Source organism: Gluconobacter albidus (genome assembly GCF_002005485.1).
Taxonomy (GTDB): Bacteria; Pseudomonadota; Alphaproteobacteria; order Acetobacterales; family Acetobacteraceae; genus Gluconobacter; species Gluconobacter albidus.
Window position 1 is genome coordinate 2,561,326 of the sequence record NZ_CP014689.1, and the last position, 23,941, is coordinate 2,585,266.

The 23,941-nt window shown below is 63.4% G+C and carries 26 protein-coding genes; 8 read left to right on the forward strand and 18 right to left on the reverse strand.

The window, feature by feature from the left end; translation table 11 throughout:
* Positions 1–53: 53 nt before the first annotated feature.
* Positions 54–575 carry a translation initiation factor IF-3 gene (gene infC / locus A0U94_RS11715; RefSeq protein WP_011252394.1) on the forward strand — a complete coding sequence of 174 codons (522 nt, stop codon included), beginning with the start codon at positions 54–56 and terminating at the stop codon, positions 573–575.
* Between the two features lie 75 nt (positions 576–650).
* Here infC and A0U94_RS11720 read toward each other — a convergent pair whose 3' ends face one another.
* The 13 genes from A0U94_RS11720 to A0U94_RS11780 all read right to left on the reverse strand — a co-directional run bounded on the left by A0U94_RS11720 (position 651) and on the right by A0U94_RS11780 (position 13,707).
* Positions 651–2,165 (reverse strand): tetratricopeptide repeat protein, encoded by a 1,515-nt coding sequence (locus tag A0U94_RS11720; protein ID WP_077803465.1) that lies wholly within the window; start codon positions 2,163–2,165, stop codon positions 651–653.
* A 99-nt stretch (positions 2,166–2,264) separates the two neighbouring features.
* Complete coding sequence (locus A0U94_RS11725; RefSeq protein WP_062031201.1) at positions 2,265–3,002, reverse strand: SIMPL domain-containing protein; 738 nt, start codon at positions 3,000–3,002, stop codon at positions 2,265–2,267.
* Positions 3,003–3,060: 58 nt separating this feature from the next.
* Complete coding sequence (locus A0U94_RS11730) at positions 3,061–3,405, reverse strand: hypothetical protein (RefSeq protein WP_077803466.1); 345 nt, start codon at positions 3,403–3,405, stop codon at positions 3,061–3,063.
* A gap of 58 nt (positions 3,406–3,463) precedes the next feature.
* Complete coding sequence (locus A0U94_RS11735; protein ID WP_062031192.1) at positions 3,464–4,882, reverse strand: HAMP domain-containing sensor histidine kinase; 1,419 nt, start codon at positions 4,880–4,882, stop codon at positions 3,464–3,466.
* 6 nt (positions 4,883–4,888) lie between these two features.
* The gene (locus A0U94_RS11740; RefSeq protein WP_011252400.1) at positions 4,889–5,569 is read right to left on the reverse strand and encodes a winged helix-turn-helix domain-containing protein; all 681 of its coding nucleotides are present in this window, start codon (positions 5,567–5,569) and stop codon (positions 4,889–4,891) included.
* 101 nt (positions 5,570–5,670) lie between these two features.
* Entirely contained in the window at positions 5,671–5,880 is a 210-nt protein-coding gene (locus A0U94_RS11745; protein ID WP_077803467.1) for a hypothetical protein, read from the reverse strand.
* Positions 5,873–7,129 carry a S1C family serine protease gene (locus A0U94_RS11750; protein WP_077803468.1) on the reverse strand — a complete coding sequence of 419 codons (1,257 nt, stop codon included), beginning with the start codon at positions 7,127–7,129 and terminating at the stop codon, positions 5,873–5,875. Before A0U94_RS11750 ends, A0U94_RS11745 begins: the two co-directional genes overlap by 8 nt.
* Positions 7,130–7,204: 75 nt before the next feature.
* Positions 7,205–9,715 (reverse strand): ATP-dependent helicase HrpB, encoded by a 2,511-nt coding sequence (gene hrpB, locus A0U94_RS11755; RefSeq protein WP_167369408.1) that lies wholly within the window; start codon positions 9,713–9,715, stop codon positions 7,205–7,207.
* A gap of 129 nt (positions 9,716–9,844) precedes the next feature.
* Complete coding sequence (locus tag A0U94_RS11760; protein ID WP_077803470.1) at positions 9,845–10,675, reverse strand: NADPH-dependent oxidoreductase; 831 nt, start codon at positions 10,673–10,675, stop codon at positions 9,845–9,847.
* Between the two features lie 23 nt (positions 10,676–10,698).
* On the reverse strand, positions 10,699–11,238 hold the full coding sequence (locus tag A0U94_RS11765; protein WP_062031179.1) for an adenine phosphoribosyltransferase: 540 nt from the start codon (positions 11,236–11,238) through the stop codon (positions 10,699–10,701).
* Between the two features lie 89 nt (positions 11,239–11,327).
* Positions 11,328–11,678 carry a response regulator gene (locus A0U94_RS11770; RefSeq protein WP_062031175.1) on the reverse strand — a complete coding sequence of 117 codons (351 nt, stop codon included), beginning with the start codon at positions 11,676–11,678 and terminating at the stop codon, positions 11,328–11,330.
* 13 nt (positions 11,679–11,691) lie between these two features.
* The gene (locus A0U94_RS11775; protein ID WP_062107549.1) at positions 11,692–12,960 is read right to left on the reverse strand and encodes a multidrug effflux MFS transporter; all 1,269 of its coding nucleotides are present in this window, start codon (positions 12,958–12,960) and stop codon (positions 11,692–11,694) included.
* A gap of 51 nt (positions 12,961–13,011) precedes the next feature.
* Entirely contained in the window at positions 13,012–13,707 is a 696-nt protein-coding gene (locus A0U94_RS11780) for a TVP38/TMEM64 family protein (protein WP_244178004.1), read from the reverse strand.
* Between the two features lie 190 nt (positions 13,708–13,897).
* Here A0U94_RS11780 and A0U94_RS11785 point away from each other — a divergent pair, with 190 nt between their 5' ends.
* The 3 genes from A0U94_RS11785 to A0U94_RS11795 all read left to right on the forward strand — a co-directional run bounded on the left by A0U94_RS11785 (position 13,898) and on the right by A0U94_RS11795 (position 15,510).
* Positions 13,898–14,707 (forward strand): PadR family transcriptional regulator, encoded by an 810-nt coding sequence (locus A0U94_RS11785; protein ID WP_208611641.1) that lies wholly within the window; start codon positions 13,898–13,900, stop codon positions 14,705–14,707.
* A 51-nt stretch (positions 14,708–14,758) separates the two neighbouring features.
* The gene (locus A0U94_RS11790) at positions 14,759–15,136 is read left to right on the forward strand and encodes a hypothetical protein (RefSeq protein ID WP_062031162.1); all 378 of its coding nucleotides are present in this window, start codon (positions 14,759–14,761) and stop codon (positions 15,134–15,136) included.
* A gap of 80 nt (positions 15,137–15,216) precedes the next feature.
* The gene (locus A0U94_RS11795; RefSeq protein WP_062031158.1) at positions 15,217–15,510 is read left to right on the forward strand and encodes a putative quinol monooxygenase; all 294 of its coding nucleotides are present in this window, start codon (positions 15,217–15,219) and stop codon (positions 15,508–15,510) included.
* A gap of 3 nt (positions 15,511–15,513) precedes the next feature.
* Here the strand turns inward: A0U94_RS11795 and A0U94_RS11800 are convergent, their stop codons facing one another.
* Positions 15,514–16,026 carry a hypothetical protein gene (locus A0U94_RS11800; protein WP_077803471.1) on the reverse strand — a complete coding sequence of 171 codons (513 nt, stop codon included), beginning with the start codon at positions 16,024–16,026 and terminating at the stop codon, positions 15,514–15,516.
* 78 nt (positions 16,027–16,104) lie between these two features.
* Positions 16,105–16,695 (reverse strand): NUDIX domain-containing protein, encoded by a 591-nt coding sequence (locus tag A0U94_RS11805; RefSeq protein WP_062031151.1) that lies wholly within the window; start codon positions 16,693–16,695, stop codon positions 16,105–16,107.
* Positions 16,696–16,745: 50 nt separating this feature from the next.
* On the opposite strand from A0U94_RS11805, the gene dinB reads away from it, so the two are divergent.
* From dinB to A0U94_RS11820, 3 genes are all read left to right on the forward strand, one after another.
* On the forward strand, positions 16,746–17,837 hold the full coding sequence (gene dinB, locus A0U94_RS11810; RefSeq protein ID WP_077803472.1) for a DNA polymerase IV: 1,092 nt from the start codon (positions 16,746–16,748) through the stop codon (positions 17,835–17,837).
* Between the two features lie 116 nt (positions 17,838–17,953).
* Complete coding sequence (locus tag A0U94_RS11815; protein WP_077803473.1) at positions 17,954–19,147, forward strand: MFS transporter; 1,194 nt, start codon at positions 17,954–17,956, stop codon at positions 19,145–19,147.
* Between the two features lie 32 nt (positions 19,148–19,179).
* Positions 19,180–19,734, forward strand: coding sequence for an LOG family protein (locus tag A0U94_RS11820; protein WP_062031290.1), 555 nt, complete (start codon positions 19,180–19,182; stop codon positions 19,732–19,734).
* A gap of 37 nt (positions 19,735–19,771) precedes the next feature.
* On the opposite strand, the gene A0U94_RS11825 is transcribed toward A0U94_RS11820, so the two are convergent.
* A complete protein-coding gene (locus A0U94_RS11825; protein ID WP_077803960.1) occupies positions 19,772–20,248 on the reverse strand; it encodes a GAF domain-containing protein in 477 nt (158 codons plus the stop codon).
* A 220-nt stretch (positions 20,249–20,468) separates the two neighbouring features.
* Here A0U94_RS11825 and A0U94_RS11830 point away from each other — a divergent pair, with 220 nt between their 5' ends.
* Positions 20,469–21,944, forward strand: coding sequence for a mannitol dehydrogenase family protein (locus A0U94_RS11830; protein ID WP_077803474.1), 1,476 nt, complete (start codon positions 20,469–20,471; stop codon positions 21,942–21,944).
* Positions 21,945–22,029: 85 nt separating this feature from the next.
* Here the strand turns inward: A0U94_RS11830 and murA are convergent, their stop codons facing one another.
* Both murA and dcd read right to left on the reverse strand, forming a co-directional pair.
* Positions 22,030–23,286: a UDP-N-acetylglucosamine 1-carboxyvinyltransferase gene (gene murA / locus A0U94_RS11835; RefSeq protein ID WP_077803475.1), complete on the reverse strand. Its 1,257-nt coding sequence runs from the start codon at positions 23,284–23,286 to the stop codon at positions 22,030–22,032.
* Between the two features lie 39 nt (positions 23,287–23,325).
* Entirely contained in the window at positions 23,326–23,877 is a 552-nt protein-coding gene (gene dcd, locus A0U94_RS11840; protein ID WP_077803476.1) for a dCTP deaminase, read from the reverse strand.
* Positions 23,878–23,941: the final 64 nt, after the last annotated feature.

Here is a 23,941-nt window from a genome sequence, read left to right on the forward strand (position 1 = left end):
CTACCGGACCCGACCGAAACTGATGACAGGAGCTGACCATAGCTAGACCGCCGATGCAGGCCGCGCCAACCCGTGAAGGACCGCGCGTCAACGAGGAAATCCGTGTTCCGCAGGTTCGTCTGATTGACGAAGAAGGCGAAATGCAGGGCGTCATGACGACCCGGGATGCCCTGATGCGCGCTTTTTCGGTGGGTCTCGACCTTCTGGAAATCAGCCCGACCGCTGTTCCTCCTGTCGTGAAGATTCTCGACTACGGCAAGTTCAAGTATGAGCAGCAGAAGAAGAAGAACGAAGCCCGCAAAAAGCAGAAGGTCATTGAGATCAAGGAAGTGAAGGTTCGTCCCGGTACGGGCGAGCATGACTTCCAGACCAAGCTCAAGGCCATTCACAGCTTTCTTGACGAAGGCGACAAGGTCAAGATTTCCCTGCGCTTCAAGGGCCGTGAAATGGCCCATCAGGAGCTCGGTATCAAGATGCTTGAGCGTATCCGGCAGGAAGTCGAAGAAAAGGCGAAGGTGGAGCAGATGCCCCGCCTTGAAAACCGCCAGATGCTGATGGTGATTGCGCCCCGCTAAGGGGGGCTTTTATCCTGCGAATGAAAAACCGGCCGCCTCTTTTGCAGGAGCGGCCGTTTTTTTATGGCCTGTGCCTCAGGCCGCCTCGGCCGCAAGGTTCGTGCGGTACAGTGCAACGAACTGCCGCAGCATGCCCGCAATCTCGGCTGCCGGCGTCTCCCAGTCTCCCGAACGCGGCTGACGGAAAATCCGCATGCTGGGATACCACGGCGTTGTCGAACCGGTTTCGCCCCAGCGCCAGCAGGCATCGCTGCGTGAAATCATCCAGACCGGCAGGCCGAGTCCGCCGGCCAGATGCACCATGGATGTATCGACGCTGATCAGCAGGTCCACGCCATAAAGCCGGGCCGCCGTGTCCGCGAAATCCACAATCCCGTCCGTGACGTCGATCACGGGCAGACCGGTTTCGACAATCTGGTTTTTCGCGGCACCAAGCTGAAAACTGACGAACCGGATTCCCTCCACATCCATCAGGGGAGCGAGTTTCTCCAGCGGGACACTCCGGCGCCGGTCCACCTGCGTGGCGACGAAATCATGAGGCCGGGGGTCACCGTTCCAGACCAGCCCGACAATCAGTTCGGGCTGCCGGGGGGGCTGCACCACGCTCTGCCGCAAAGCGCCGCCCACACGCTCCTGTTCCTCGACGGGTACGGACAGATACGGACATTCCGGCGCCGTGTCCGGTGCCAGACCCAGGCGCATCGGCAGGCCGACAAGCGGGCAGTGCAGATCCAGAGGCAATGACGGATCAAGCGTCGAGATCACCCTGTCAATGCCGTCCATCCGCTCCAGAAGTCTGACAAGCGGGGGCGGAATCTGCACCACGGTCGTCGCCCCCAGCGCCTTGAGCAGGGGCACAAAACGGATGAACTGGAGCGTATCGCCATAGCCCTGTTCGTGATGGATCAGAATGGTCCGGCCCGTCAGGTCCTCCCCGTCCCATAGCGGGACGGAAAGATCCGTGCGCGGCATCTGGCAGCACCGCCAGCGCCATTCATACTCCCGCCATCCGGCCTCGAAATTTCCGATCTTCAGAAGACTGACGGCCCGTCCGAAACGACAGACGCCATTTTCCGGCGCAAGAGCAATGGCCCGGTCATAATAGGGAAGCGATTCTTCGCTCCGCCCAAGGCACTGAAGCGCATGGGCAATATTATTGATGGCCGGAACATGGTCCGGACAGAGGGAATCGCCGGTTATGGCGTTCTCAAGGGCCGCATCGAACGCGCCCTTGCGGGCCTGAACCAGGCTCAGATCGACGTAATACGGCGCCTCGGACGGTTTTTGCTGGATGGCGACCTTCAGCGCCCGCTCCGCTCCGTCCAGATCGCCTGCTTCCAGACAGACAATTCCCAGACGATGCCAGATCCTCGGGGCGTTGACGTCCAGATGCAGGCTCTGAAGGTAAAAGCGCCGTGCCTGTTGCCAGTCCCTGAGGCGCTCATACAGACATCCCGCCAGAAATGCGGAATGCGGTTCTTCAGGAAGCGTCTGGACACCTTCGTTCAGCTTTTCGAATGCAGCGGATACGTCGCCCGCATCTGCCAGAGCGATAATGTCCTGTGCCAGCAAACGGAAAGAATTGGGCATGAGGGCTCCTTTTTTTCCGTGGTAGCGAAAGCCCCCTAAGAAACCCTTAAAATCCTTCTTTTTTACACCCTGACAGAAGACGCTCCTGCAGCGGAAACATTACTGCGACAGTTCCGCCTGTACGAAGACATTCACGCGGAGGGTCTGCTCATCCGGGCTGCGTTGCGGTGGTGCGGAATCGGCCATACGGGCAGCCATGAGCATGACGGGACGCGGGCCCGGCTCCTGAGATGAAATGCGAACCTCCTTCAGGCGCACGAGGCGCAGACCCAGCGTCTGTGCGCTCTGCTCCGCCTGCTGGCGGACCTGTTTGAGGGCCGTCGTCCGGGCATCTTTCAGAAGCTGTTCACGGGTGGCGTCATCCAGAGACCAGTCCATCCCTTCCAGCATCAGGGACTGCGACTGGAGTTGCCCGGCCAGCGCGAGAAGCTGCACGGAATCCTTGCCGCTGAGCTCAAGCTCCTGCCGGGCCGTCCAGCTTTTGGGCGCGTGCTCAGGCGTGTTCTCGTAAATGGAGTATCCCCCCGCCTTCGCTTCGATTCCCGCCTGACCTCCCGCCAGTTTCAGGGCAGCGGCCATGCGGGTGTTTACGTCCTTCTGGGCCGTCGCGGCGGACGGGCTGTCAGAGCGGACGGACAGACGAACCGTCAGCTCCGTTGGCGCGGCATGGGCATTGCCGGTCACACTGAAATCAAGCTGGGTCGTTGTCTGTGGCGTTGTCTGGGGCATGTCAGCGGCCTGTGCTGTGGAGAACGTCCCGGAAAGGGCGAGCGGAGACACGGCCAGAGCAGCCACCAGAAACGGGGCTGGCCGGATCAGGGAGGAAAGACGGATCATCGGATCTCCTGAAGGCAGGTATCGTATGGAACGCCCCGAAACCTGTCAGCCGAGCGCGTCAGCGCGGCTCCGGGGCGTGTTTCAGCAGGACCAACGCCCGACGCAGGCGTTCGATCCCCGCCCGGACATGCCCCTGTGCACAAAGAAGGCTTCCCTGCGCGCGCAGATGACGTGCGTCTTCCATCATCCCCAGCGCAATGGCGGCGGGAGGAGCGGCCAGTTCGCTATCCACGCTTTTGCGAAGCCGCGCACAGTATTCCGCCGTCTCGGACGTCACCGAAATCGCATCATCTGACCGCCCGGACGGCTGGTGCTGCACCGGATGCAGGACCGGCGACGCGGCCAGACAGCCGAGCAGACAGAAGGCCGGGAGCAGCACCGGCGAAGGGAGGAAAAAGCGCATTACGGACTGTCTAGCCCATTCCAGCTAAGCGCAGGGTGGGGCTGGCATGAAACTTCCGTCATGCAGCCTTTGCGACGGGTGGCACGACCGGCAGGAGCAGGGTCGCGGACAGGCCCTGATCCCCGTTTTTCAGTTCAAGCGCACCACCATGCAGACTCATGACAGCCTGTACGAGCGACAGACCCAGCCCGGCTCCCGGCGTGTTACGAGCCGTTTCGGCCCGGAAGAACCGCTCGGAAGCTCGCCCCAGATCGTCCTCGCTCATCCCCGGCCCCTGATCCGCAACAGTAATGGCCAGACGATCGCCACGCATGTCCACCGACAGGGTAATGGCCGTGTCGGGCGGTGCGAACTTGATGGCATTGTCCAGCAGATTGGCCACGGCCTGTTGCAGCAGATGCGGATCGCCATTCACAGGCGGCACGGTCCCGGCCCTGAAGACCAGTCGCAGCCCGGCGTCCTCAACAGACGCCTCATAGAGTTCGCTCAGTCCATCGAGCAGGGAGCGGACATCCAGAAGCGTGAAAGCCGCCCGCCTCGCGCCCGCCTCAAGCTGCGCAATCCGCAGCAGCGCCTCGAAAATCGACGTCACCCGGTCGAGATCCGTAACCGCACGGTCGATCGCGGCATGAAGTTCCCCGGCGGAGGTCGCGGTACGATTGGCGTCCTCGAGCCTGGCGCGGGCACGGGCAATCGGTGTGCGCAGGTCGTGTGCAATGGCGTTGGAGACCTGTTTGACGCCATCCATCAGGCGGTTGATCCGCTCGAGCATGGTGTTGACGGTCTGCGCCACCAGATCGGTTTCATTGCCCGTGAGGGGGATACGCTGACTCAGATCGCCCTGCGCCACCGCCGCCGTCGTGCGCGCGATGGAGCGGACGACCTGCCGGAAGATCCTGCGGATCGCCAGCGCCCCGCCTGCCGCCAGTAAAGAGACCATGACCCAGGCCCAGATCAGCGTATCGGTCAGAACGTGCCGGACGAGCTGACGCCCGCGGACATCGCGCCCCACGATCATCCGAAACCCCTGCGTCAGGGCATAGGCGTGCATCTTGGCATTGGTGCGAAAGCCGTCGCGCTTGATGGCCAGCTCATAAAACTGGTCCATCTGGCTGATGACGACCGGCCAGCCCGGCAGGTTTCCGGCAAATTTGCGCCCGTCAGGGCCGACTAGAAGATACAGCTCGTCATCATCGACATTCTGGTCCAGCCGGTCCTGAATGGCGAGGCTGAGCGCGGGCGGCCCGCCCTGCGCCCAGCGATGGGAGAGGTCGGCGGCATCGACCTGCACCGCAAGCTCCACCTGACGGTCGAGCTGTCCGGTCGTGTTCCACCAGATGAAGGACAGGAACGCCCCGGCCGAAATCACGAACACCAGCCCGTAGGCCAGCGCGAAGTTCAGCCCGGCCGAACGGACCGGCCAGCGCAGGCGCCGTTTCAGGAGCAGCCAGAAACAGCGGACCTTGCGCAGCAGCATTCCCAATCAGTCCGCCCGCAGGATGTAGCCCGCATTGCGGATCGTGTGGATCATGGGCTTGTCGAACGGCTTGTCCACTTTCTGGCGCAAACGCGAGACATGCACGTCGATCACATTGGTCTGCGGGTCGAAATGATAGTCCCACACGCGCTCAAGCAGCATGGTGCGGGTCACGACCTGCCCGGCATGACGGATCAGGAATTCCAGAAGGCGAAACTCACGGGGCTGAAGGTCGATCTTCTCGCCGCCACGTTTGACGGTGCGCGACAGCAGATCCATTTCCAGATCGCCCACCACAAGCCGCGTCTGGGGCGCGCTTTCCGGACGGCCACGACGGCCCAGCGCCTCAACACGCGCCAGAAGTTCGGAGAAGGCGAAGGGCTTGGTCATGTAGTCGTCGCCGCCGGCCTTGAGACCCGCAACGCGCTCGTCCACATCCGCCAGCGCTGAGAGCAGCAGGACGGGCGTTGCATTCTTCTGACCGCGCAGGGTTTCGAGAATCCGCAGACCGTCGATGCCGCCTGGCAGCATCCGGTCCAGGATCACGACGTCATAGTTCTCGCTGACGGCCAGAAACAGGCCGTCCTTGCCGTTATCCGCTTCATCAACGACATGCCCGGCCTCCCGCAGCCCCTTGAGCACGAAAGCACGGACAGTAGGATCGTCTTCGACCAGCAGGATACGCATCGTTGTCTCTCTTCCTTCCGAACGCAGTCTTGCCGTTCCCTTTAGGAAAGAATACCGGCTTGAAGGGCGCCGTCAAACGCCGTTGTTACAAAACGGGCCGCCTAGCGGGGAATTGCGTTGTCAAACGCATCCTGCTGCGCGTCGCGCAGGGACGAGGCGCTGATCGGCCCCCATGAGAACGGGGAGGCCTCTGAAAGTCCGTCGCGATAACCGCTCTGCCCCCGTGACGGCGGCACGGGGCTGCATCCGCCAAGCCCGGCCAGCAGGACCAGACCGCACAGGCAGACTGACCTGCGAAGTGGCTCAGTCATCCGCATCCTGCGGACGCGGACCGATATGGATGGGCAGCGTCAGAGACTGTTTGCCGCGCTGGATCCTGAAACTCAGAACCACGCCCGGACGCGCCGCCGCGATACTCCGCAGAAGCATCCGCGCGCTGGTGACGGGCACACCGTCCACCTGAGTCACGATATCGCCGCGCCGCAGACCGCCCTTCTGGGCCGGGCCCCCATTGTCGACGCCGGCAATCCCGATCGCCGTATCGCCATCATCGAGCGTAATGCCGAGCCAGCCATGTTCGGCATGGCCAGTCGCCTCGATTTCCGCGACGATCGGCGCCACGATTTCGGACGGGATACCAAAGCCAATCCCCACAGACCCGCCCGCAGGCGTCACGATGGCAGCATTCACGGCCACGACCTGTCCGCGCATGTTGAAGGCCGGCCCGCCCGAATTTCCCGGATTGATCGGGGCATCAAGCTGGATGAAGTCGTCAAGCGACCCGATCCCCAGATCGCGCCCGACCGCCGAGACAATGCCCGCCGTGACGGACGACCCGAAGCCGAACGGATTGCCCGCGACGAGAATCCAGTCCCCGATATCGGTCTGCTGGCTGTCGCCCCAGGTGACATGCGGAAGCGGCTCGGGACTATCGACCTTGATGACGGCAATATCCGTCAGCGGATCGGCCCCCAGCAGACGCGCCGGCATTTCATGCCCGTTGGACAGCGAGACCACGACCTTGTCCGCCCCGCCCACGACATGGCGGTTGGTCACGATGATCCCGGACGGATCGACGATAAAGCCCGATCCCGCGCCGACCATTTCTTCCTGCTGGCGTTTCATCCGGTCCCGGTAGCGCTTTTCCAGTGGCGTGCCGCGGATCTGGGGCGGGATATGGTCGTGGCCGTCGGGGCTGTTCTGGGTGATGGCGATGTTGACGACGGCCGGGATCACCTGCCGCACCAAGGGGGCGAAACTCAGCGGGCCGTATTTGACCAGAAGCGGCGGCAAAGCGGGGGCCGGAGCCGGGACGACGGCGGGTTGTGTAGGGATGCCATGCGCGTCCGTGTTTTCGCCCGCGACGGTACGGTCGGGAATGATGGTCGGAAGCAGTTTTGGCGCGGGGGCCGGCATGGCCGCCGGTTTCTGCGGCTGTTCCATGGGATGTGCAACGCTCTGCGGGCTGTTGCCATGACCGCGCAGGGCCAGCATCAGCCCCACCGTCACCACAGTGGCCGTTCCGGCACCGATTGCAGCAGCCTGCAGGGTGCGGTTCATGGGAAACAGGACAGGAACATCGTCATATCAAAGCTGCTAACACAGAATTGTTCCACATCCCAAGATCCTGACGATTCAGCGCCCCTGCTGAGATTTCGAACGCGGTTTCGGCGGCTCTGCCGTTGCGGGATCCTCAGGCCAGTCATGGCGGGGATAACGGCCCCGCATGTCCCGGCGCATATCGGCCCAGCTCCCTTTCCAGAAGCCTTCCAGATCCGCCGTGATCGCCTGCGGACGTCCGGCTGGGGACAGCAGCGCGCATTGCAGGGCAAGCTGTCCATCCGCAAGTTCCGGCGTCCGGGCCGTCCCGTAAAAGGCCTGCGCACGGGCGGAAACCGTAGGAACCGCGCCGGTATAGTCAATATCGTGCGTGCTGGCTTTCAGTGTCAGACGCGGCGGGAGCTTGCGGTCCAGCGCGGACAGATCGGCATAGTCCAGCCGCGCGCGCAGGATGGACAGCAGGTCCAGCGCCCTGACCTGCGCGAGACGGTCACATCCCGCAAGATACGGCTCCAGCCATTCCAGAGACGCCGCCAGGCCGCCGTCGGACATATCCGGCAGATGCGGCGCATAGGTCGCGCGGGCATGAGCCACGCGGGCCTGAAACTGACGCCCGGCCTCCGTCCAGGTCAGGGCCTGCGCCGGAGTCGCGGCGATCTGCTGCATCAGCAGGCTCTGCGCTTCCTCGGGGCTGATCTCGCCGTTGCGATCCCGCAGGACCAGCGCGCCCAGACGGAGCCTGCGACGGGCGATGATGCGGCCGGATGTCCCGTCCAGCGTCGTCTCGACCTGCTCGCGGGTCCGGTCCAGAAGGGTCCGGGGCAGGTTTTCGGCGTCCAGCGGGGCGGCGAGCGTGATTTCCGTTGAGGTTCGCGTGTGAAACGCCGCCGCGGCCAGCAGTTTCTCGCGCGCCAGCGGATCATTGGCCGAGACGCGGGCACTGCCTCCGCCCGCCAGACGGAAACGCCCAAGCTCGCCCGCCGCCTGTGCCACACGATCCGGAAAACCGGCGGCCAGCAGCGCGCCCGCATGATCCGGCAGCGGCACCAGTGGCACCTCCCGCTCTCCCATCCGGCGCAGGAAGCGTTTGGCGGACTGACGCATATGGAACAGGCTGGCCCTGTCCGCGCGCGGGTCATCGCGCTCGAACAGGGCGAAACGTACGCGGATATCGGCTCCTGACGTATTTCCTTGGGCAGGACCGGACGGGCGGTTCGGGCGTGGACGGAGCGGATCGCGTTCTTCCAGCAACGCCGCCAGACAGGCCGCCGTCACGCGCTCCGGCAGGGTCCGGGCCGCGCACAGCATCGCGGCCAGACGCGGATGCGTGCCTAGGGACGCCATGCGTTTGCCAAGCGCCGTAATGCGGTTGGCATCATCCAGCGCACCGAGTTCACGCAGCAGTTCGCGCCCGCCGGCCAGAACGCCGGCAGGCGGCGTGTCCAGCAGCGGCAGGCTGTCGGGAGCCGTTCCCATGACCTCCTGCCAGGCGGCGGTGACAAGCGCGAAATCCGTCAGATCGGCCACGAGAATTTCCGGCGCGTCCTGCGGGCGCAGGCTGCGCTGCGTCATCTCCGACCACAGGCGGATGGCAATGCCCGGAGACTGCCGCCCCGCACGGCCGGCGCGCTGGGTGGCGGTGGCGCGGGAAATCTTCAGCGTTTCCAGCCGCGACAGACCCGTATTCGGATCAAGCCGCGGGGCCCGGCGCAGACCACCATCCACAACAATCCGCACACCCGAAACCGTGACGGAGGTTTCGGCGATGGACGTCGCCAGCACGACGCGGCGCGTGTCGGACGGCGCGATGGCGCGGTCCTGATCTTCGGTCGTCTGTTCGCCGTGCAGCGGGAAAACCGGGACCGTGCCGTCCAGCAGCGCCTGTGTGCGGCGGATTTCGCCGACGCCGGGCAGGAATGCGAGAATATCGCCGTCTTCTTCCGCAAGCGCCTGACGGATCGCGCGGGCGCAGACTTCCGGCAGGTCCCGCATGTGGGGAATATCGCGGGTGTGGCGGATGTCGATGGGGAACTGACGGCCTTCGCTCTCGATCAGCGGGGCGTTCATCAGCGTCGTGAACGCCCGGCCATCGGGCGTGGCCGACATGGCCAGAATCCGCAGATCCGGCCTCATTTCGCGCTGCATGTCCAGACAGAACGCCAGCGCCGCATCCAGATCGAGCGAGCGTTCATGCACTTCATCGAACAGCACCGCACCCACACCATCCAGCAGCGGATCGGTCAACAGACGGCGCAGAAGCAGACCCTCGGTCACGACCTCGATGCGCGTTCTGGCGGACATTGCGGAATCGGTGCGCGTGCGGAACCCTACGATGCCACCCGGCTTTTCACCCAGTGACGACGCCATGCGCGAGGCCGCCCCTCGAACCGCCACGCGACGCGGCTCCACGAGAATCAGACGCTGCGCTCCCAGCCACGGCGCGTCCAGAAGCGCAAGCGGCGTCAGCGTCGTCTTGCCCGCACCCGGAGGCGCGACGAGAACGGCGTTAGGCTGTGTCTGCAACGTCGCCAGAAGCTCCGGCAGAATCGCCGTGACGGGAAGTTCGGGAGGAAGAATGAAGGTCAGAACACAGCCCCCGCACTGACAACGATAGCCAGCAGTTTGAAAGTTTTTGGTGAAGCTTTTTCCAAAAAGCTTCGACGCTCCCCGCCTTTTCGAAAAAAGGCGGAACCCAAAAACTTCTCTCTGTAGTTTTTACCGCAACGGAAAACCGAGTTTATGCAGCACCGTGCGCATGACGTGACGGCCGCTCAGGCCCCTGAAGCTGTCCACACGTTTGGCCACCGTTTCCGACCAGGCGCGCGACGACAGGCCCTGTTCCTTCTGGTAGTCGTCCGCCACCCGGTCATAGGCCGCGATGCCCTCAGCCTCGGTCTCCGTGCTGTAGCGCTCGCGGTGCAGAACCACGTCCTGCCCCAGACGTGGTTTGTGGCCGTTCTGGGCTGCGGGATCGGGCTGGCCCACACAGAGCCCCACCACTGCCACCGAACGCGGCGGCAGGGACAGGAGGCGTGCCACCTCTTCGGGATGGTTGCGCAGGCCGCCGATATAGACCGTGCCCAGCCCGAGGGACTCGAAGGCCGTGACGGCGTTCTGGGCCGCAATACCGGTATCGAGCGTCGCCATGAGGAAGATTTCCTCATAGTCGAGCGCCTCATGTCCCGTCCCTGCCCGATCGGCGATCCGCTCCAGCCGGGACAGATCCACGATCCATGCGAGGAACAGGGGCGCGACTTCGATATGCTTCTGGCCGCCGCACAGTTCGGCGAGTCTGGCCCGCGTCTCCGGGTTCTCGACAGCCACGACGGACCAGACCTGAAGATTGCTGGAGGTCGCAGCCGAGGACGCCGCCGCAATCCCGGCCTCCAGCGTGCCTTCGGGCAGGGCGTCAGGCAGATAGGCCCGGACCGAATGATGCGACAGCAGCAGGTCGAGCACCGCATTATCCGGCAGGGTTTCCGGCGCCGGCGTGCGGTACCGTGTCTGCCACAGTGCGGAAATCCTTTCGGAAGAGGTGCCCGACATATCGTGTTCCCTTATTCGTCGCCTTACTCGTCGTACGTCATCAGAGCGTTCAGCGGAACGTCCAGTTTGTCACGGCCCTTCAGATCCGCAAGCTCGATCAGCACGGACGCACCCACAACCTCGGCGCCCACCTTGCGCAGAAGATCAACGGACGCTGCCAGCGTGCCACCCGTCGCCAGAAGATCGTCCAGCACCACGACGCGCTGGCCCGGCTTGATGGCGTCTGCCTGGATGTGCAGCTCGTCCTCGCCATATTCGAGGCCGTATTTCAGGGAAATGGTCTTGCCTGGCAGCTTGCCCGGCTTGCGCAGCATCGTAAAACCACAGCCCAGACGCAGCGCGAGCGGAGCGGCGGTCAGGAAGCCGCGGCTCTCGATTCCGGCCAGCATATCGGGCTGCCAGGCGGCGATCGCACGGGCCAGACGCGCGGTGGCGACCTGCCAGGCGTCCGGCGAGCGGATCAGGGTCGAGATATCGTAGAACAGGATGCCCGGCTTCGGAAAATCCGGAATTTCGCGGATGTAACTCTTGAGATCGAGCGGCTGGGGATCCTGAAACGACATGGTGGCACGGCTTTCATCTGGTCATGGCAAACAGCGCGGCATGTAGGGGAGTCTCCCCCCCAACTCAACCCCCGGGTTCAGGTCCGGCCTCAGGTGCGGATTGCGTCCGTCGCCTGTGCGATGGCTGCCAGAAGCCCGGCCCTGCGAAACGGTTTGGGCAGCACGGCCATGCCATGGGGGGCCGTGTCGCGGTCTTCATAATCGCCGGACATGAGTACGACCGCCATCTGCGGGCTGCGCTCCCGCAGCAGATGCGCGATTTCCAACCCGTTTCTGGCGCCAGGCAGGTTGAGGTCCGTCACCAGAAGATCCGGCGCCCCGTCCCCTTCCAGAGCCGCAAGACCGTCCAGAACATGCCGGACCGTCCAGCCTTCCCGCTGGAGAACCGTCTCGACCACCAGCGCGATGGCGGCGTCATCTTCGACAAGCAGAGCTTTCATGACGGGTGTTTCCTCAGGAATGGCGCGGAGGTTCCGCAATGACCGGCAGGCGGGGCCGCAGCAGGGCAAATCCCATGGCGGCAACGAAGGCAAACGTCATGAAGATCGCCATCGGAACGGCCGTCCCGGACGGCATCAGTCCGAACAGTGCGCTCGCCACGGCGCCGAAAAGATACTGCATCGTGCCAGCCAGCGCCGAGGCCGAACCGGCACGGTCGGACTGTTCGGACAGCGCGCCGACCATGGCATTCGGCCCGATGACGCCCGTGGGCGCCATGGTGATGACGAGGGCTACGATGAGCGGCCACAGGAACATCGCCTTGATATGCCCCTGCGGATCGAGATCGTAGTTCGACACCAGCGCCAGCAGAAGCAGAACCGCACACCCGGCCAGACTGATCCCCAGCGCGGAAAACAGCATCCTGCCCGTACTGACGCGCCCCACAAGCTGCCCGTTGATGGCGGACGCCCCGATCATGCAGATCGCGAACAGCCCGAACAGCATGCCATAATGGAACGGCGACATTCCGAACACGTCCTCGAACAGCATGGGCGCCGCCGTGAGGTAGGTAAAGGTCACGAATCCCAGAAAGCTCCAGACCAGACCATTCGTGATGAAGCTGCGGGTCCGAAGGATATAGGTGTAGCGTTCGATGATGGAAATCGGACGCAGATCCCGGCGGTCCTGCGGGTCCAGCGTTTCGGGAAAGACCGTCATCAGCAGGAGGGTGCAGAGCCCGCCATAGACGGCCGTGGCCCAGAAGATCATGCGCCAGTCCACGAATTTCAGCGCAAAACCGCCCAGCATGGGGGCAAGGATCGGCACGGTGCCCTGAATGACGATCAGCCGGGACATCATTTTTGACGATTCGTCCCCTTCCGTCAGATCCCGGATGCACGCATTCGGCACCACAAGTCCGGCGGAAGCCATGATGGCGGAAAAGACACGGCACAGGCACAGGAACGTCATGCTGGGCGCCATCGCACAGCCAATTTCGCCGAGCGTATAACCCAGCATGCCGATCAGCAGCGGCCAGCGACGGCCGAAGCGGTCCGAAATCGGGCCGATGCTGATCTGCCCGATGGCCAGCCCGATCACCCAGGCCGCCATGGTCGCACTGCCCGAACCCGCCGCCGTGTGAAGCTGGCGCTCCATTTCGGGGAGAGCCGGAAGATAGACATCCGTCGAGACCGGCCCGACAGCCGTAAAAATTCCCAGCAGAACCGGAAGCCATGCGGGCAGGGAATCTCCCCGTCTGAATCTCATGGTCTGGTCTGTCATGCGCGTCTGCCTGTTCACTTCAGGTTGCGGATTGATGGTCTGATGGCGTGGTCAGGGTGCATCCTGTTCACGGCCATGCTGACGCAGCAGAACAGCGCCCAGCACACCCGACACGACGAACAGGATTCCCGCAAGCCCCAACTGAAGGACATGCCCGATCCGCGTCCCGGACCCGACCAGAACGAAAATCAGCGTCTGCGGCAGTCCGCCCAGAAAGGTCGCGACCGAGAACGGCAGCAACGGGAGTTCAAACAGCCCCGCTGCCGTCGAAACCAGCAGGGCGGACCCCACAGGCATCAGCCGCAGCGTCAGCACCGCCCGGAAAGGCTTTGCGTGGAGCGTACGGGCCAGAGCGGCATAATCCGCTTCCAGCCTGTCATGCAACCGCGCCCGGAACGCCGCCGGCGCCAGAAGTCGCGCCCAGCCATACGCCAGAACCGCCCCCAGCATATAGGCCAGCGAACACAGGACAAGCCCGCCCCATAATCCAAAGGCCAGCCCCGCCGCCACGCACAGTGCCTGACGCGGCAGGCCGCACGCGCTGTAGGGCACGGCCAGCAGCAGGAACCACAGCGGCGCGCCCGGCGTCTCACGCCAGTGCGGAGCATTTTCCAGAAGATGATGGATGAACGGCAGCCGCTGGAGTGCTGCCACCAGCACCAGCATCGCGCCGATCGTCAGCGCGGCACGCCACGGAACGATCTGCCGCAATGTGCGGCGCAGGTCCGGATCGGGGGGGAGAGACATCGGGCTACCCATTCCTGCCCGATACCAGCCGCAGGCCGCCGCGGCTATGGCCCGGACCGTAAACACGCGTTCATGCCTGCGCGGTTGCTGCCGAAGGAGCGGCATCCGGAAAAATCATCCGGCTGCATTTTCCTCTTGCAGATATATCTTAAGATATTATATCGTTCGATATATCGAATAGGAGAACATAATGTTCAGACGTAAGACAGATTTTTTCAGCACGGACCGTCATGGCGGCAATCATCGTGGAGGCTTCTTCGGCAGGGGGCGACCCGTCGCGGAAGGCGACGACCGGAAAGACCGCGGCGAACGGCCCAATGAGAAACGGGGTGGTCGTCACCGGGGCATGGACCGCGGCGAAGGCGGCTTCGGACACCGGCATGGCGGGCGTGGTGGCGGCATGGGAGGAGGACGTTTTGGCGGGCGCTTCGGAAGAGGCTTTGGCGGCGATCTCGGCGGCGAAGACTTCACACGCGGCCGCAAGCTGACGGCGGATGAGCTTCAGCTCGTTATCCTCGCTTTGCTCGCGGAAGCCCCTGCCCACGGCTATGAGCTGATCCGGCGCCTCGAAGAGCGTTCGGGCGGATTTTACAAGCCCAGCCCCGGCGTGATCTACCCCTCCCTCACCTATCTTGAAGAAACCGGCCTTGCCGCCGTCGCGCAGGACGGCAACCGCAAGCTCTACAGCCTGACGGACGAGGGAAAAGCCCACCACGAGGCGCGCAGTGAGGAAGCAGCCCGCATCCTTGACGTCCTGAGCCGCATCGGCGCCCGTATGGCGGATGTCCGCGAGGCTTTCACCGGCGTCAACGACCTCGACCCCACCTTGGGGCAGGCCTTTCATGATGCGCGTTTTGCCCTGAAATCCGCTCTGAAGTCCCGCCGTGGCGCGGATGCGGACGAACTGCGGCGGATCGTGGCGATCCTCAACCGTGCGGCAGCGGAGATCGCAGACCCTGCCTCCGACAAGGCTTCAGACAATGAGGCGTCGGGCGAATAAGGCGCGGCGCACCTCTCCCAACGCCTGCACCGATGCCGTAAAGGATGGTCCATGATCGTTCAGGACCATCCCAATTTCTGCAACATGCCCGAGGACATGCGTTATTACCGGCCGGCGCAGTTCGGGGCGGGATTCATCGAAAAATCGATGGTATTCCTCCTGCCGGAACGGCTGAGGAAGTTCCGGCGTAATCTGTGGCATGTCCGGCGCAATCCCGGCGATGATGCGGTCTATATGCCGCTGTTCCGCGTCACCTGCGTCCTGCCGTCGGAGCCTGCTCCTGCCGGGCTTCAGGGGCCGTTCGACGTCTATCCCTTCTATACCCGCACCACGAAAACCCGCAGCCGCGAGCTGGACTATTACGTCCTGTTCGTCTTCCGGGACCGCATGTCGTGGATGCGGTGCAAGACGCTGCTGGAAAAGCCCTGATCCTCACGCAGCTTTGCCTTTGCGGACCGGGCTCCGGGGGGCAAGGTGCGACATCATCAACCACCACAAGGCTCTCCGCCATGCCCAAGACCCTCTACGCCACGCTCAAGGCCCTTCCCGGACAGCGCGAAACCCTGCGCGGCCTGCTGACGGCGTTGGCAAAAGACGTCCGCGCCGAACCCGGCTGCGAGCGTTTCAAGGTCTATACGCTCGCCTCAGACCCAGACCTGTTCCATGTGGAGGAAACCTACCGGGACGATGCGGCCTTTGCCGCCCATATGGCCACCGAGCACGGCAAGGTCTTCAACCAGACAATCACCCCGCTGGTCGAAGGCGGCGGATCGGAGGTCGTTTTTCTGGACGAAGTCGTCTGACCGCTATTTCAGATACAGATAGAACGGGATGAACCCGAAAATCGCCCAAGCGATCATGAAAATGAACGGGGCCTGATGGGCGAACAGGGCCCCGCGCTGGGCGCGACGCATCATGTCGCGGGTTTCGTCCTCGTTCGGGGCCAGGGTAAAATCGGTCAGGTCCGGGCTCCGGGTGTGCAGATGGCGCTGTTTGCCCTCCCATTTCCCGATCGCGGCATAAGCCGCACGGATGCCCGGCAGCGCCATCAGCGCCAGCACGAAACCCAGCAGTGAAAACAGGGGCGGCAGCAGAAGCACCATGCTGTCGCCCCACCGTTTCGTGGAGCCAGTCATGGCCGTCGCATAGGCAATGACCAGAAACGCCTGCGATCCCAGAAGGGCCTGAAGACGACCGTTCACAACTTCGGTCTCGAACCGGATCTCCGAGCGGTAAAAAGCCAGAAGCTCGTTATCGCTCGGATGACCGCGTGCGACGATCCGGCTGGTATCGGGGGACGGCGATGCGGTGTCGACCATCGGGACCTTCATGATGTTCTCGGCCTCTGATAGCGCCCCAGAGATGTCCCGGGTTCCGCAATTTCCGGGCAGGTTGCCTCAGATCAGGCCTTTTGCCCGGATCAGGGCGAACGCGGCCAGCGAGACCATACATTTCAGTTCACCATCGCGGATCATGCTCTCGAATGCCTCCAGCGTCATGTCGTGACAGGTGATGTCCTCTTCCGTCGCCTCAAGCTCCGTCTCACCACGCGTCAGATTGCGGGCAAGAAAGACATGTCCCTTCTGGTTCGAGTATCCGGCCCCCTGATACATGGTGCCGACATGGATCATCTCGCCGGCGCGCAGTCCGGTTTCCTCGCGTAGCTCGCCGAGCGCGAGTTCGACCGGATCGACGTTCTCTTTCGTCTCCCACATGCCCATCGGAAGCTCCAGCAGCCGTTCCCCCACCGGGTAGCGGAACTGCTGGATCAGCGTGACCTTCCCGTCGGAATGCAGCGGCAGGATCACGACGAACTCGCCCCGCTCCACGATGCCATAAAGGCCCTGCTTTCCGTTGGGATGGACGATGATGTCCTCACGCAGCGCGGTCCAGGGATTGCTGTAGGCCAGCCGGGTCGAAAGCGTCTGGAAACCGGCGTCCCTGCGGGCCTCTTCGAGAGTTTTCCCGGGGCTGTTATCGGAGCTCATGGACGGATCCTGATCTTGTTTCGTTCTTCCGAATCGGCGACACTCGCATCATGGAGCAACGCCGGATCGTGCATATCGACATGGACGCATTTTACGCGTCTGTCGAACAGCGGGACGACCCCTCCCTGCGTGGCCGTCCGCTCGCAGTCGGGCGGGGCGAGGCGCGGGGCGTGGTGGCCGCCGCAAGCTACGAGGCCCGGCGGTTCGGAGTCCGCTCGGCCATGCCGTCAGTCACGGCCAAACGTCTGTGCCCGGAGCTTGTGTTCGTCCCCGGACGCTTTGACGTCTATCGGGCTGTTTCGGCCCAGATTCATGACATTTTCTCCCGCTACACACCGCTGATCCAGCCGCTGTCGCTCGATGAAGCCTATCTGGACCTGACGGACCATCTGGGCGCCTATGGCTCCGCCACGCTGGTCGCGGACCGCATCCGCGCGGATATCCACGCCGAAACCGGCCTGACTGCCTCCGCCGGCGTGTCCTACAACCGGTTTCTGGCCAAGCTGGCTTCGGATTACCGCAAGCCCGACGGGCTGTTCGTCATCACGCCCGCCATGGGGCCGGATTTCGTCGCAACCCTGTCCGTGGACGCCTTTCACGGCATCGGCCCCGCCACTGCCCGGAAAATGCGCGCACTCGGGATCGAGACGGGCGCGGACCTGCGGACACACGACATCGAAACCCTGACCCGGCATTTCGGCAAGGCAGCGGCCTTCTATTACGGCATCTCACGCGGCATTGATCATCGTCCCGTCGTTGTGAACCGGGAGCGCAAATCCCTCGGAACCGAACAGACCTATCTTCAGGACCTGACCTCCGAAACCGACGCACACATGGCCCTGACGCAGATCGCCGCCAAGCTGTGGGGCAGTCTGCAACGCCGCGACCTTCAGGCCCGGACCGTAACGCTGAAGGTCAAATACGCCGATTTCCGCCAGATTACCCGCGCCCGCACCCTGCCCGCTCCAGTTCCGTCCGAAGAGGTCCTGCTGCAAACGGGGCAGAGCCTGATGGCGCCGCTGTTTCCTTTTGTGCCGGGTGTGCGTCTGCTGGGCCTGACGCTTTCGGGTTTTTATGCTCCCGCAACCACGCCGTGCAACCAGATGGAACTCCTGTTCCGCGACACGCCCGACCCTTCATAAGAGCCCTCCACGCGGAATTTATGACGCAAAGACAGGGGCGCCCTCGTGACGGCACCCGTCATCTAGCCTATGCCATGGGGGATCTTTTCACAGACAAGCCTCAGGAGAGCAGAGCCATGACCGCGCAGGAAACGTCGGCGGCCTCACCGACGAAACGCGTTCTTGCCGTCGTCCTGTTCAATCTGCTGGTCTATATCGTGATCGGCCTGCCCAATGCCGTCCTGACGATTTTCGTCCATCAGGCCCTGGGTTACAGCACCACCGTGGCAGGCCTCACCTTCTCTCTCCAGTATTTCGCGACCTTCGCGGCGCGCCCCTCCGCCGGACGACTGGTGGACCGGATCGGCCCCAAACCCATCGTCATCGGCGGACTCGTAACCTGCGTTCTGTCGGGGCTGCTGCTGGCGGGGTCCGGGCTTCTGGCCGCAACGCCGCTGCTGTCCCTGGGGGTTCTGCTGTCCAGTCGCCTGCTGCTGGGCTGGGCGGAAAGCTGGGCCGCGACCGGGGTAATCGTCTGGAACATCCGTCGCGCCGGGGCAGAAAACACGGCCATCGCCATTTCGTGGAACGGCATCTGCTCCTATGGCGGAATCGCGCTGGGCGCGCCGGTCGGGGCAAAACTTTCCCTGTTGGCCGCACCTTATGGCGGGCTCGTCTCGGTCGGCATCCTTTCGGTCGTCCTGCCCTTGTTCGGCCTTGCGATCATCGGATTTTATCCTGCGGTCCAACCCCTCCCGGCGACCAGCAAACCCATTGCCTTCGCACGCGCCCTCAGACTCGTCCTGCCGCATGGCTCCGCGCTGGCAGCCGGCTCCATCGGATTTGGCGCCATCTCGTCATTCCTGGCTCTGTACTATTCCGTCCTGCACTGGGAGGGCGCCGCCACCGCGCTGGCAGTTTTCGGATTCATTTTCGTCGTCATCCGCTTTTTCTTCGCTTCGCAGATCGCCCTTCGTGGAGGCGTGTTCGTAGCGATCGTCTCGCTGCTGGTGGAGGCTTTGGGACTCGCCACGCTCGGCCTGTTCCAGACGCCGTTCGCAGCCCTCGTGGGGGCCGCGCTCACAGGAGCGGGCTTCTCTCTGCTCTTCCCCGCACTAGGCGTTCTGGCCGTCAACAGCGCGGGTCCGGAGAACCGTGGAGCCGCTCTGGGCGCCTATTCCATCTTCATTGATCTTGCCATCGCCTTCTCGGGGCTGTTTCTTGGACAGGTCATCGAGTTCGCGGGCTACAGAACAATGTTCGCCACCACCGCAGTCTGCTGTCTGGGCGGTGTGCTGATCAGCCGTTCGCTGGGCCGCCGGATTTCGTGACAGATCTTCGTTTCAACATACACGGACCCGACATGACCATTCGTTCCTGCGCCGTCTTCTGTGGCTCCCGCTTCGGCAACTCCCCCGTTTACGCCGAAGGGGCAAAAGAAATCGGAACGGCTCTGGCGCGACACGGAATCACACTGGTCTATGGCGGCGGCCATGTCGGGCTGATGGGCACGGTCGCCGATGCGGCCCTTCAGGCCGGCGGCCGGGTCATCGGCGTCATTCCCGAATTCCTCCACGCCCGCGAAGTCATGCACAAGGGCGTCACGCAGCTTGAAGTCACACCCGACATGCACACCCGCAAGGCCCGCATGTTCGAACTCTCCGACGCCTACGCCATCATTCCCGGTGGCCTCGGCACGTTCGACGAACTGATGGAAATCATGACTTGGAAGCAGCTCGGCCTGCATCAGGAGCCGATCTATATCGTCAATATCGGCGGCTGGGCCACATCACTGGTCGACACGCTGAATGCGGCCGTCGATCAGGGTTTTGCGGACCCGTCCGCCCGCCGTCTGTTCACGGTTGTGCAGGACGTGCCGGAGCTGATGGAACACCTCTCCGTCAACGTCCCGGCCTGAGTCCCGGCCTGAGTTCTGGAGCGGGGCCCGTCCCCGCTCACCCCTCCAGCGTCGCCACCAGCAGACTGACAATCTCTTCCAGCCGCACACGGTCCGCGTCCGTAAACCGGTCCTTCACCGGGCTGTCGATGTCCAGCACTCCCACAAGCGCGCCACACGCCACCACCGGCAGCACGATTTCCGACTCCGATGCCGCATCACACGCGATATGGCCCGGAAACGCATGGACGTCCGGGACCACGAGCGTCTCGCGGTTCTGCGCGACCGTCCCGCACACACCCCGGCCCAGCGGAATGCGCGTGCACGCCAGCCGCCCCTGAAACGGCCCCAGCACAAGCTGCTTTTCAGCCTCTTTCCAGAGATAGAACCCGGCCCAGTTGATCTGCGGCAGGGCCTCGAACAGCAGGGCCGCGATATTGGCCATGTTGGCGATCATGTCCGTCTCGGTCGACACGACGGACCGCACCATTGGAACAAGCTCGTCAACGCTCAGGCGATGGATGGGAGCACTCATGAAAAGACAGTCCTGCAAAAACGAAAGATTAGGGCTGCAGTTATAAGTCAGATCAGAAAAAACGCGAAAGGACGCCATTTTTAATGGAAAGTGTTCATTTCTCGTAATGCTCTCGGGTCCGGGAGAATTATTAGAAATAATTCACACAATACAAAAACAGTTTCCTCCAATGAAGAGACTTCTAAAAGAAGCCGGTCCTTTCGTCTGAAAGATCCTTTCCATGATCCTGACTGCCCAGACCCTTCCGACTCTGCCGGACTCCATCCTGACCTCGCCCTACGATCGGGAGGCGGTGACACCTGGCATTGTCCATCTCAGTGTCGGCAACTTCCACCGCGCCCATCAGGCCGTCTATACGGACCGCGCGCTGGCCCTTCCAGGGCAGTCTGACTGGGGCATCGTGGGCATGGGCCTGATGGACCTTCCCGGCGAAGTGGCAAAGGCTGAGGCCCTGCACGCACAGGACGGCCTCTACACCCTGCGCGCCTGCCCGCCGAACCGTCCCGATACGGTCCGCGTCGTCAAGTCGCTGGTCGAATACATCCATGCCCCCGCCGACCGCGAAGCCGCTCTGAAGCGCCTGACGGACCCCGCCATCCGCATCGTCAGCCTGACCATCACCGAAGGCGGCTATTACATGGACGAGGCGGGCCGGTTCATGACCGAACACCCCACCATCGCCGAAGACCTGCACCGCCCGGTCCCGCAGACGGCCTTCGGTATGATGACCGAAGCCCTGCGCCAGCGCCGTGACGCCGGGATCGCGCCCTTCACCATTCTGTCCTGCGACAACGTGCCCGCGAATGGCGATGTTGCCCGCAATGCCGTGCTGTCCTTCGCCCGTCTGCGGGATGCGGAACTGGCAGCGTGGATCGAAGCCGAAGTGGCCTTCCCGTCCTGCATGGTCGATCGCATCACCCCGGCTGTTCATCCTGCCGACGTGGCGCGGCTGAACGCCCAGAGCGGCATTGAAGACCGTGTTCCGGTTTTCTGCGAAGACTTCATCCAGTGGGTCGTGGAAGACAATTTCCCCGCCGGACGCCCAGCCTGGGAGCAGGTCGGCGTCCTGTTCACGGACGATGTCGAGCCTTACGAACAGGTCAAGCTGCGGATGCTGAACGCATCCCATTCCATGCTGGCCCTGCCCGGCGTGCTGATGGGATACCGGCTGGTCGATGAAGCGATGGGCGACGAACATCTCGCGGCCCTGCTGGAGCAGTTCCTGCGCCACGACGTCTCACCACAACTGACGGCCCCTCCGGGCATCAGCCTGTCGGACTATGCCGCCCTGCTTCTGGAGCGGTTCCGCAACCATGCCGTCAGCGACCAGCTTCTTCGCATTACGTCCGACAGCACGTCCAAGCTGCCGGTCTTCCTGCGCGCCACGGCGGAAGACGTTCTGAAAAACGCGCAGGACCCGCGCCGGATCGCCTTCGTTCTCGCCTGCTACTGTGCCTATCTGGTGGGCCGCGACGACGTGCAGGCCAGTTTCGCCGTTACCGAACCCCGCCTGAGCGCCGAAGACCGCGCACTCGCGCTGGATCCGAACCCGGCCAGGGCGCTGGACATGACCGTGTTCGCCGGATGGGGCCTTGAAGACTCCGCCGAATTCCTCACGCGCTTCATCCAGACCCGCGAAGACCTGAAAACACACGGCACCGCAGCCGTCCTGAAGGATCTGGTCGCAAACGGATAAAAGTTTTTGGTGAAGCTTTTTTCAAAAAGCTTCAAAGACCTCCGCCTTTTTGAAAAAAGGCGGAACCCAAAAACTTTCAGATCTGTCAGTCCGAGACGCGGGCGATATCGGCACCGCAGGCGGCAAGCTTGCGGTCCACGCCTTCATAGCCCCGGTCCAGATGATAGATGCGGCTGAGCTGCGTCTCGCCTTCTGCTGCCAGACCCGCGAGGATCAGCGAGAAGGACGCCCGCAGATCGGTCGCCATGACCGGCGCACCCGACAGCTTCGACACGCCACGGATAATGGCCGAGCGGCCATGCACGTTCACGCGCGCGCCCATCCGGTTGAGTTCCGGAACATGCATGAAGCGGTTCTCGAAGATCGTCTCGGTGATCATGGATGCGCCCTCGGCCACGGACAGCATCGCCATGAACTGCGCCTGCATGTCCGTCGGGAAGCCCGGATACGGTTCGGTCATAATGTCCACGCCCTGAAGCGTCCCGCTGCGACGGACCCGCAGGCCGCGCGCCTCTTCCACAACCTCGACGCCCGTTTCTTCCAGCGTGCGGATCACCGCGCCCAGATCATCGGCCCGTCCGCCCACGAGCAGCAGATCGCCGCCCGTGATACCAGCCGCGCAGGCATAGGTGCCGCACTCGATGCGGTCAGGCATGACGGCGTAATGCGCGCCGTGCAGCTTCTCCACACCGTCAATGACCAGCGTGCCCGAGCCTTCGCCCGTGATCTGCGCGCCCATCGCGTTGAGGCAATGCACCAGATCGCTGATTTCCGGCTCACGCGCGGCGTTGACGATATGGGTGCGCCCCTTCGCCAGCGTCGCGGCCATCAGCAGGTTCTCGGTCGCGCCCACGCTGGCGAACGGCAGGATGATCCGGTCACCCTTCAGCCCGTCCGGAGCAGTCGCATTGATATAGCCGTTTTCCAGCCGGATCACGGCGCCAAGCGTCTCAAGCCCCTTGAGATGCATGTCGACCGGGCGCGTTCCAATGGCGCAGCCACCGGGCAGCGAGACCTTCGCCTCACGGGCCCGCGCCAGAAGCGGGCCGAGAACCAGAATGGAGGCGCGCATCTTGGAGACGATGTCATAGGGCGCCTCGACGGAGCCGATTTCGCCGCCGATGGACAGCGTGCGCGGCCCGGCATCCTCGACAGTGATGCCCAGCCCCACCAGCAGGTCGCGCATCGTCTTGATGTCAGCGATACCCGGCACGTTGGACAGCACCAGCCGCTCGGACGTCAGAAGCCCGGCGACCATGAGCTTGAGGCCGGAGTTCTTGGCCCCCCCGATCTCGATTTCGCCTGTCAGGCGGCGGCCACCGCGAATGATGAAACGGTCCATGGTGCGATCCTTGAGAAACAGGCCTTGAGAAGCGGAGGGTTAGAGGCGGGGCGTGGTGACGCCGGACTGGCGCATGTATTTTCCGGCACGATCGGCATAGCTGACCTCGCAGGGGCTGGCGCCCTGAAAGAACAGGAACTGGCAGATGCCCTCGTTCGCGTAGATTCGCGCGGGCAGCGGCGTGGTGTTGCTGATCTCGATCGTGACCTGCCCTTCCCATTCTGGCTCCAGCGGCGTGACATTCACGATGATGCCGCAGCGCGCATAGGTGGACTTGCCGAGGCACACCACCAGCGTGTCACGCGGGATGCGGAAATACTCGACCGTATGCGCCAGTGCGAAGCTATTGGGCGGGATGGTGATGTCACCCGTGCGGGTCACGAAGCTGTTGGACGCGAAATTCTTCGGATCGACGATGGCGCTGTCCACATCCGTGAAAATCTTGAATTCCTCGGCCACGCGCGCGTCATAGCCATAGGACGACAGGCCGAAGGAAATGACGCCTTCGCGCTTCTGGGCCTCCACGAACGGCTCGATCATGCCTCTTTCACGGGCCATCTGGCGGATCCATGTGTCGGGCATGATGGGCATGAAGGCACTCCTGGGCGGGGGCGACAGAAATCGCCGTGCGTCTAACCCACCTGCTCTAGCGAGC